This is a genomic window from Enhygromyxa salina, assembly GCF_002994635.1.
Lineage (GTDB): Bacteria > Myxococcota_A > Polyangia > Nannocystales > Nannocystaceae > Plesiocystis > Plesiocystis salina_B.
Genome location: NZ_PVNL01000038.1, coordinates 19,113 through 28,181, shown reverse-complemented (window position 1 = coordinate 28,181; position 9,069 = coordinate 19,113). Strand labels below are relative to the sequence as shown.

Annotated in this window: 7 protein-coding genes; all 7 read right to left on the bottom strand. The window is 68.1% G+C overall.

Features of this window, described 5'->3' with window-relative positions:
* Positions 1-62: 62 nt before the first annotated feature.
* Genes ENSA7_RS08180 through ENSA7_RS08150 form a run of 7 tightly spaced genes read right to left on the bottom strand, consistent with a single transcriptional unit; the run spans position 63 to position 9,067 of the window.
* Positions 63-3,740, bottom strand: a complete 3,678-nt coding sequence (locus ENSA7_RS08180) for a hypothetical protein (RefSeq protein WP_106088657.1) — start codon at positions 3,738-3,740, stop codon at positions 63-65.
* Entirely contained in the window at positions 3,734-3,991 is a 258-nt protein-coding gene (locus ENSA7_RS08175; RefSeq protein WP_146157459.1) for a hypothetical protein, read from the bottom strand. Before ENSA7_RS08175 ends, ENSA7_RS08180 begins: the two co-directional genes overlap by 7 nt.
* Positions 3,988-4,842 (bottom strand): DotU family type IV/VI secretion system protein, encoded by an 855-nt coding sequence (locus ENSA7_RS08170; RefSeq protein WP_146157458.1) that lies wholly within the window; start codon positions 4,840-4,842, stop codon positions 3,988-3,990. Before ENSA7_RS08170 ends, ENSA7_RS08175 begins: the two co-directional genes overlap by 4 nt.
* Entirely contained in the window at positions 4,839-6,476 is a 1,638-nt protein-coding gene (locus ENSA7_RS08165; protein WP_181233438.1) for a type VI secretion system baseplate subunit TssF, read from the bottom strand. The genes ENSA7_RS08170 and ENSA7_RS08165 overlap by 4 nt, the downstream gene beginning before the upstream one ends.
* A 4-nt stretch (positions 6,477-6,480) precedes the next feature.
* Positions 6,481-7,035: a hypothetical protein gene (locus ENSA7_RS08160; RefSeq protein ID WP_106088653.1), complete on the bottom strand. Its 555-nt coding sequence runs from the start codon at positions 7,033-7,035 to the stop codon at positions 6,481-6,483.
* A gap of 2 nt (positions 7,036-7,037) precedes the next feature.
* Entirely contained in the window at positions 7,038-8,681 is a 1,644-nt protein-coding gene (locus ENSA7_RS08155; RefSeq protein WP_106088652.1) for a hypothetical protein, read from the bottom strand.
* Entirely contained in the window at positions 8,678-9,067 is a 390-nt protein-coding gene (locus ENSA7_RS08150) for a GPW/gp25 family protein (RefSeq protein ID WP_106088651.1), read from the bottom strand. The genes ENSA7_RS08155 and ENSA7_RS08150 overlap by 4 nt, the downstream gene beginning before the upstream one ends.
* Between the last annotated feature and the right edge of the window lie 2 nt (positions 9,068-9,069).

Below are 9,069 nucleotides of genomic sequence, written 5' to 3'. Positions count from 1 at the left end.
CCCCAGCCCCACCATCAAGCCCAGCAGCAGCACCACCACCACCGCCACCCGCACCCGCTCAATCACGAGCAATCCCTCACCGCAAACGCCCGCCAAGGATCATTCACGAGCGTCATCCGAACCGTCCGCGAAGCCACCCCAGCCCCGCTCAGCGGCACCTCCCAGCGAACATCCAGCCCCACCGTCGCGCTCGGCTCACCAGGAAAGCAGCGCGTCGCCGCGTTGATCGCCGTCTCCGTGATCGTAGCCCGCTGATCCGAACTCTTGATGTCCCTCCCCGCGTCGAGCAGCCGATAAAAGCTAAACCCCCCATCCTCCTCGATCGCAAAGCTACGCGCATCGTCACCGACCGCCGACTTCATCTCCAGCGAGATCACCGAGCCCCCCTGATTCCACCACTGCAGCGCCATGGTCTGTGGCTCCGGTCGCTGATTGAACCCATACACCGCCGCACCGCCCGATCGCAGATACGACATCGCGGCGACCCGCCCCTGATACGGCTCCTTCGGCAGCGCATGAGCCGTGATCACGACCTTCAAGGGCACCCGAGCCCCATCCTGATCCCACAGCGTACTCGACATCCGCGCCAGATCCCGGACCAACACCAGCATCCCATGCGGCGCCTTGACATCGTCATACATGTCAAACTGCCCGTCATCCACCGTCATCGCGGGCGCGATCAGCCGATCAAACGCCAGCCAGAACGCGCCGCGCTGCTTGCCCTGGCTGAGCGTGATCTGCTCGAGCTCGTCCACGTCCACGTCCACGCCAGACCGGGGATTGAACGGATACGAGTGCAGCAGCGGGCGCACGATCGGCCGGACCTCCTGCGTCCACGCGATCTGCAGCTCCCACTCGATATTCTGGATCCCCAGCGCCCGAGTCTGCTCGACCGGCGCCCGAAACGGCGCATGCCAGCGCCGGTCGAGGTTCATGTCCAGCAGCCACAGCTCGACCTGCGCGTCGTAGTCGGTCGCGGTTCCTTGCATCGCGCTCAGGGTCAGGGCACCGAGCGCAGACAAGCGCATGCTGAGCTCCGCCCCCTGGCCCGATCCCTGACCGCCAGGTCCGGCCGCAGTCGTGAGCACCGGCTGCAGCTCCGCAAGCAACGCCTGGTACGGCTCGAGCCCCGGCAGCGCCCCACCGTCCTCGAGCATCAACGCCTTGAACGCCGCGAAGTCCTCGAGCGCGCGCGCCATCGGCATGAAGAACTCGTTGTCCTCGGGCAGCTCGAGCGAGGCGTTGCGCGAAACGGCGAGCAAAAATTCAGTGAACCACGACGACGGCTTCACAAACGCCCGGAACACGAAGGGCAGCGTCATCTCCGAGGCCGAATCCAGCTCGAAGCTCTGGTAGTAGTCCAGCAGCTCCGCGCGATAGGCCGCAGCGTAGGCCTCGCTCGCCTGCCAGATCGCCCGCTCGAGCCCCTGCGCGTCATCCCGCGTGATGTCGAGCTTCTCCGCCTGCGTGGAGGCTGCGTCTGCGATCCCCGCAGCGTCGACCGTTGCCGCTTCCTCGAGCGCGGGCTCCAGCTCAGGCTCAGGCGCGGGCTCGACCACCCTCGACGCCGACGACAGCCGCTCACCCGCAAACCGCAGCACCGGCGCGACATGCCGCTCGAACGCCGCGCGGGTATAGAAGCCCGAGATTGACTCGGTCGGACCGCCGCCGTAGCCGTTGATGACCCCCGCCGCAGGCGGCCGAGCGTTCGCAGCAAAGAACTCACGCCCGCCCTCCGGCCGCTGATCCCAGATCCGACTGCGCACGGCGTCGATCCGCTCGTGCCTCTGGCTGCGCAGGATCACCGCCGCCAGCTGCTTGCCGCTCAGCGTGACCCCATCGACCTCGAGCACGTAGTCGTCATGTGGGTCATCGGGCACCGTGCGCTCGAGCTCAATCACGAGCCGATCCAGACCCCAGCTGCTGGTGTCGCCCGGCGAGATGTCGAGGCCTTGGATCTTCTCGAGCAACGCCGCGAGCGCCTGGTGCTGGGTCGCCGTCCACGAGTCGAGCTCACCGGTGAGCAGCGGCTGCAGACGATCGCTCAGGTCCGGGTCGGCCGCGAGCAGCTCACGCGCCTGGACCAACACCGTGTACTGCCGCGGCCCGAGCAGCTCGGGGAGGTCGCGGCGCAACACCGCAGCGTCGTCACGGCTCATGGTCCCCTGCCGAACGACACGATCGACCTGCTTGATGTACCGCGACCACTCGGCGCCGGTGTTCTCAATCGTATCCGGCAGCGTCACGGCCTCGCCGAACCGCTCGTGGCTACGATCCAGGTAGTACTCGATCACCCACTCGTTGAGCCCCAGCTCGTCGGCCCACATGCCCACGTTCTCGCTGATGAGCTCGCCCAGATCGTCGTCCTTGACCGCGTAGATCAACGAGGTCACATAGATCAGCTTGACGCGGCTGGGGTCGGCCAATTGAGGCTCGAGATACGCGATCCGAATCGCTTCCTCGAAGTGCTGGTCGACCTCCAACTTGCGATCCTGAAAGGCGTACTCGAACCACAGGATCTCGGAGTCATCGATCGCCTCGACCAGGGCGGTGACCCGCTCGGCCGCGCGGGTCTCGTCAGTGTTGGGCGTGGGGCAGCCGTCGAGGATCTCGATGAACGCGACGATGTGGTCCTCGGCCGCGCGGATACTCCGCGAGTGCCAGGCCATCAGCGCGAACACGATCGCCAAGATCCCCGTCGTCATCGCGATGCTGCCTGCCAGGCCGCGACGCCGCGCGCGCCCAATGCTCTGGGCGATCAGGGCGCGCGCGACCTCGAACGGCCGCCCCACGCAGCTGTGCGGCAGCAGCGAGCCGAGGTAGAGCCCGCTCGCCGGGTAGCTCACCGCGAACGGCTCGTGCTTGCCAGCGAGCGTGTCGAGCACCGGTCGCAGTCCGTCGATCAACGAAGGCAGCACGCCATAGAAGCCCAGGGTGCGATCGAACTCGTCACCGGTTCGTGAGGTCAGCGCGTACGCCAGGTGGGCGTCGAAGCCCGCGACAAACTTGGCCGCGTCGGTCGTGCCATCACCGAGCGCGCCCAGATCGAGCGGGCCGTGGTCCGAGCCGAGCACCGACGCAAAATCCTCGTAGCCCTCGAGCTGATCGAGGTGGCTGAGGTACAGGCGAACCTCGAGCGACTCCCGGCAGCGCTCGGGAAACAGGCTGATCTTGCCGCGCACGAGCTGCGCGAGCTCGCGGAGGGCAGCCGGGGGCGTGGCCAACAAGGTCCGAGCGTCGAGCGTGAGCACGACCGTCGCGCTCGGTCCCATGTTGCGCCACAGGGCCTCGAGCGCGCGCTTGCCAGCGCGGCTGACGTCACGAAGGATCGCCGCCGAGAGCTCGTGAATGACCACGTCGGGGCCAAGATAGAGCTGCATGGCGGCGCCGTGGTCTACGCTCTGCTGAAACTGATTGGTCTGCCCGCGCCAGTCGACGTGCGTGCTGATCGCGTGGGTCTTGCCGACCCCGGCTTCACCGAGCACGACGACCGTTGGATAGTGCTGCGCCCGCGTGGGTAGCCGCTGGTAGAAGGGCTGCCACAGCTCGCGCAGCTGCGATCCAACCGAGGGTCCGGCGTCGACGATCGTGGCCCGCTTGCGCCGCCACGCGATGACCCCCCAGACCAAGAGCGCGAGCACCAGCACCACGACCAGCACGATCAGCACCGTCGTCCACGGAATCTCGGCCCACCACGGCGACGCCTCCTCAGCCAACAACCATGCGGGCGCGCTCAGCATGGGCTCCCCCTCCCGGTGGTCCCCGAGCTCCCCGCGCGCGGCCAGCCAGCCTCGCGCATCAACGCCTCGAGCAGGTCTTCGAGCAGGTCGAGCGCGGGCGTCAGCTCGGCCGGGGACGGCTCGACCGGCTGGTCCACGAGCCGCGCGAGCTCGGCGATCGGACGCGCGAGCACCCGCGCCTGCGCGCTCTCGGCCGCGAACAGCTGATCGAGCTCACGCCGCAGCGCGTCGAGTTGCTGGCGCGCGATCACGGCGGGCACCTCTGAATCGCCGCCTCGATCGAAGCCTCGCTCAGCGCGTTGATCCTGGCCTCGGCCTCGGTTGGCTCGGTGGATCGGTAGTTGGACAGCACGGTCGCCAGCACGCTGATCACGACCACAGCCACGCCAGCGACCAGGTAGTAGGCCCAGACTGGCCACGGCTTACCGAGGTTGCCCTCGGTCTCGGCCGGAGCCGCCTCCGCCGAAGGCACGGACACCTCGACCCGGGCCACCAGCTTGCGTCGGTACGCGTCGAGCTGCGCGAGCTCATTGCTGTACCGACCCTGGAACCCGTGGTTGAGGCAAAAATAGTAGACCTCGAACACCAGCTGCGGGGTCTTGGGATCATCGAGGGCGCGATCGATGAACCGAAAGAAGTCGGAGCCGCCGGTCTTCGAGCGAGTCAGGTCCGTCTGCAGCAGCGGCCAGCTCAGGCGCAGGTACTCCGGCAGCGACGCCATGACCCGCTCGTCAAAGTAGATCACCAGCGCCTCGCGGATCTGGGTGTTCCCGCGCTGCGTCTCCAATCGCGCCCACAGCAAGTTCACCCGCGCGCTGACGCTGGCTCGCAGCTTCGTGAGGCTCGCCCGGTCGCGATCATCGGGCTCGGCGACCCGCAGCATGGCGCTGGCTTCGGCCCGTTCGCCCACCCCACCGCCGATCGCTCCGGGGTCGCGCCACGAGGTCTCCAGCTGCGGCGGCCGGGTCCGGACCGCGGCGCTCGCCAGCGGACCACGCTGGGGCAGGTCGCCGACCTCGGTCGCGACGAGCCGCTCGAGCTCGTGGGTGGTGTCGACGATCGCCGCCCACACCTGGTAGCGCGTCGTGGCGTCGGTGCTCATGGTGCCGCGCTCCCTCGCCGCGTCCGCCGAGTCGGCTCGTCCTTGACGACCCGCGCCGGGTTGTTGCTCCACTCGTCGAGCAGCACGCCCAGGCAGCGCAGGTAGTCGTCGAGCAGCCCACGCCGCTCGGGCGCCACCTCGGCGCAGCGAACCTGGTACACGTGCTGAACTCCGGCGCCGCTGCGGATGTCCGCCGGCTCGTCGTAGGCCTCGACATGGCGCAGGTCTCCGGCGATCTCGCCGTAATAGCTGTGCGCGTCGGCCCCGAGCACGGTCATCATCTTGACGATATCCTCGCGGCTCAAGATCCGCTTCGAGCGACGCGACAGCACGTGCAGCATCGCGCTCGGGTCGCTGTGCAGCGGGCTGGTCCGACTCGGCGCGAGCCCCCCGTGGACCCGCAGGCCAACCCCTTCGAGGTGGCGACTGTGCAGCTTGGCGTCGAGCTTGCCGAACGCGGCCTCGTCGAAGCGCGGCTGGTACCAGCGCGCGCGGACCATCACGATCCGCGGCTCCATGAACGCCGATGGCAAGCTCAGCAGCAGCTGCGGCGCGCCGTGCTCGTCGTCGAGCTCGAGCTCCCAGCTCTCGTTCGAGCTCGACAGGTGGCCAGGCAAGATCACGTCCATGCCGGTTGGCAGCTCCTGCTGAACCTCGACGATCGAGTGAAACCTGACGTCGGCGTCGACGCTCCACGAGGTGATCGGGTAGCGCGTGCGGGTGCCGTCACACTTGATCGGCTCGGCGGGCTCGGTGAACAAATTCTCGATCGGCACCATGAACAGCCGAAACATGTCGCGGTTGACGACCTGCCCCTCGGGCCACTCGTCGAAGTCCAGGCACAGCCACGCCTGTCGCCACGGTCGCGCCGGCTTCGCCAGCTGCAAATTGACGCACAGCTCCTTGCTCGGGAAGTGCAGAAACTCGCGGATCTTGGCGATCGCGCCCGCGCGCTGCTGTGAGCGCAGGCTGTGCTCCATCGCCGCTGCGCCCTGATGAGTCGGGGTGCCAAAGCTGAAGGTGCACGGCTGGCCGGGCTCGGACGGCCCAGGCGGATCACCGTAGACCACGCCCACCCGATCGAGGTGGTCAACGAGATGCCCGAGCAGCTGGCGCGAGATCTCATAGTCGCCGAGGTGGTCGATGTGAATCGACAGCGGCTCGGCGATCTCGGCGATCGGTCCGTGGGCGCGCAGCCGCAGCAGCACCCGGTAGCCCGAGCCACGCAGCTGCAGCTCGGCACGATCGATCTCCAGCGGACGGATCGTCACCTCGCGCATGGTCGAGAACTGCCCGACCGCGCCGTCGATGGTCTCGAGCCGGACCCGAGATCCCCGCGGCAGCCGAGCTGGCTCGGTCAGGCGGGGGCTCGGCAGCGCCTGCAACATCGCCCGCGCTGGCTGGGCGTCGACGAACTCGTCGAGCAGCCCGTGCGCGACCCGGTGGATCGCCCCGCGCAGCTGAGCGGTGGCCGCCTCACGGGTCCGCGCCGAGAAGAACGCGAGCGACTCCATCAGCCGCCGGACGTCGGGATCCTCGGGCTCGACGAAGCGCTCGGCGCCGCGGCGACGGGCCAGGAAGTCGTCGAGCGCCTGAAGCTCTCGCAGGTATTCGGCGTGGAAGTTCGTGCCCATCATGTCACCCGGCCGTGATCATCGAGCCCTTGATCGTGGTCATGCTGCCCTCGAAGTTGGCGGTCCCGCCCGACTTGGCGTCGAGGGTCGAGTCGGCGCTGACGCTGACGCTGGCGCCCGACAGCTTGGCCTCGCTCGTGCCCTTCAGCGTCAGCGAGGTCGAGCCCTCGACCTCACTGGTGTCGCCCTTCATGCTCGCCGCCGTGGTCGCGGTGATCTTGGTGTTGTCGCCAGCGATCTCGAAGTCGGTCGTGGCGGTCTGCGAGATCTTGGCCCCGGAGCTGACCGAGGTGTCGCCGTTGTCGGAGCTCAGCGCGATCGTCTCGGTCGCCGTGCACTTGATCGAGTTGCTGGCGGCGATCTCGAAGTCCTTGCAGGCGATCTTGATCGCGTCGGCGGTCTGGGTCCACGTGCTGGTCTCCTCCTCGCCCGCGACCTTCAGGCACAGCGTGGTCCCGTCCATGGTCACGGTCTGGGTGATCTTGCCGTCGGCGTTGGCGACGGTGATCGTCACCCCCCGCTCCTTGCTCATCTCCAGCGTGCACACGAGCTTGGCCATGGCTACGCGTCCTTCTCTTCCACGTGCAGCAGCAAGGTGCCCTCGCTCAGGCAGATCAGCGCCGTGTCGACGTCGTTGGTCCGCGCGACGTTGAGCACGGGCTTGTCGTCCGCATAGATGTGGTTGACGGAGGTGTTGCTGCTCGGGTTCTTGCCGAACAAGATGTGCTCGCCCTGCACGTCCATCGACAGCGCCGCGCCGTCGCGCCAGACCAGCAGCCTGGAGATCCGCGCGCGGTCGAGCTCGAGCGCGAGCAGCACCCGCTCGTCGCGGTAGGAGGGCAGGTACACGTTGCCCGAGCCCATGACCGGGATGAACGGCGCCGCCACGGTCTGGTCGGCCCACACCGGCACTTTGACCGTGTACTCGTCGAGCGAGGTGTCGTCGTTGCGGGTGCTCTGGTAGGTCTTGTCGCCGTCCTCGCCCTTCTCGCTGACGACCTTGCCCTCGACATAGCCGGGGTAGCGCGGCGGCCTGAAGGCCGGCAGCATCGCGCGCGTGTCGGTGGTCTGCTGCAGCGCAACGCCGAGCTCGACCGCGTACGTGGTGCTGTCGAGCTGCAGATCCGCGTCGAGCGGCCCGGGCAGCGCCTGGGCGCGCAGGCTCAGATCACGCACCAGCCAGGTCTTGTCGAGCAGCGCGCTGCCGGTCGTCCACCGGTTGGCGGCCTTCAGCTCGACGATCGCACCCGGGACCAGGGCGATGATCGGCATCCGGCCAAACTCGACGCGGGCCTCGAGCTTCGGGATCACCAGGCGCAGCTTCTCGAGCGAGACGCGATCATCGGTGTCCTGCGCGATCGAGCTGCGCATCAGTCGATCATGACGAATCCCGGTCGCGCTCTGATCCTGGGTCCCGACCACGGTCTTGGCGCTCTCGGCGTAGGAGTTGCACACGTCCACGGTGTGACGAGGCGTGTCGGGCACGATCAGCTCGACGCGCCCAAGGTCGTCGCCAAACATCTCGAGCGGCGTCGCCGAGGTGTCGCGGGTGCCGGTGAGCGTGTAGCCAGCCGCGGCGTAGTCGTAGGCGAAGTAGCCTCCGTTGCGATCCGTGTACCAGACCACGAAGTCGTAGAAGCTCGCGCCGTGCTCGACCGGCAGGTGCACGAACCACAGCGGCTGGGTCGCGCTGAGCACGGCCCAGTCGTAGGTCATGGTGATCTTGTCGCCGAGCTGCTCGTCGATCGCGTCGGTCAGCGGCGCCTGGGTGTAGAGCCGGCAGGGAAAGTGCTGCGTCCACAGCACCCGGGCCGGATCCGCGAACCACACCCGGTAGCGGCGGCCCACGATCGGTTGGTCAGCCTGCTCGCGCAGCCGCACCTCCTCGAGCGAGCGCCGGGTCACCAGGCCCGCGAGCGCGAGCGGGTCGGGGCTCGCGGCGGCCTCGGCCTGGTCGAACACCGCCGACAGCTCGAGCTCGAGCTCGCCGAGATTTTGGGTCAGAAAGTCGGTCGCCAGCTTGTCCGAGAACCCCCCGCCGACCGCCTTGTCGTCGAGCATGACAAACTCCACGTGCCCACTAAAGCCGTGCAGCGTCAGCTCGAGCTCGACCTGCTTGACGCTGCCACCCGGGATCGCGTGGGCGGTCCCGTTGATCGTCAGCGTGACGGCCACGGCCAGGCGATCTGTGAAGCGCACGGTCATCGCCCCAGCTCCCCGACGATCGAGACGTCGACGCGGCGGGTCGTCGTGTTGAGGTCCAGCCAGAACAGCTGCCGCACCCCGCGGAGCTGGCCCTGCAGCTCGAGCCGCACGTTCGCGTAGCCGTGGCGGCCGAGCAGGCTCACGCTGGCGTCGCGCATGCGCGGCTCACAGCGGCGGACCAGTTGCTCGATCTCGGCCTGCAGCAACAGCACGGCGTCGCGCGCGTTGGGTGCGATCTCATAGTCGCCAAGCCCGACGTCGGTGATCACGGCGCAGGCCTTGCGAGAGTTGAGCACGTGTCCCAGGTTGGACGCGATGTCCTCGACCTCCGGCCGCGGCTCGGCCCGAGTCAATCGCGTGATGAAGGAGCGGGTGCGCGGCGGCATGG